Below are 689 nucleotides of genomic sequence, written 5' to 3'. Positions count from 1 at the left end.
GGGTCTATCTCGCTAACGGTGTTTGCGGCGATCTCCATCAGTAGGTTTGGGCGTCGGGCCAGCGGTCGGCGAAGGTGATCGCGAAGGCGTTGACCGCGGGTTTCCAACGCATGGTCCATCGTGCCCGACCGGCGCCGGTCGGGTCGAGTGATCGGGTGACCAGATACAGGCACTTCAGCGCGGCTTGCTCGGTCGGGAAGTGGCCTCGTGCCTTGATCGCGCGCCGGTATCGGGCGTTCAAGGATTCGATGGCGTTGGTGCTGCAGATGACACGTCGGATCTCGACGTCGTAGTCGAGGAACGGGATGAACTTCTCCCACGAGTTTTCCCAAAGACGCACGATCGCACCGTATTTCGTGCCCCACCGCTCGGTAAGCTCGTCCAGCGCCGCGCGGGCCGCGGTGGCGTTGACGGCGGTGTAGATCGGTTTCACATCCCGGCGCAGCGCGTCCCAGTGCTGGCGGCCGGCCAGCCGGAAGGTGTTGCGGATCAAATGGATGATGCAGGTCTGGACCGTGGCCAGCGGCCACACGTTCCCCACCACCTCCGGCAGCCCCTTCAAGCCGTCGCAGACCAGGAAGAACACGTCCTTGACCCCGCGGTTGCGGATGTCGGTGAGCACGCTGAGCCAGAACTTCGCGCCTTCGCCACCGGTGCCGGTCCACAACCCGAGGATGTCCTTCTCACCG

Annotated in this window: 1 protein-coding gene; it reads right to left on the bottom strand. The window is 64.6% G+C overall.

The features are described 5' to 3' along the window. Positions 1–37 precede the first annotated feature (37 nt). Positions 38–689: IS256 family transposase (locus ACL03I_RS39455; RefSeq protein ID WP_412808666.1), on the bottom strand; the 652-nt coding region annotated here is incomplete at its 5' end.

It is taken from the genome of Nocardia sichangensis (assembly GCF_047200615.1).
GTDB lineage: Bacteria > Actinomycetota > Actinomycetes > Mycobacteriales > Mycobacteriaceae > Nocardia > Nocardia sichangensis.
This window is presented reverse-complemented; position numbering and strand designations above follow the sequence as displayed.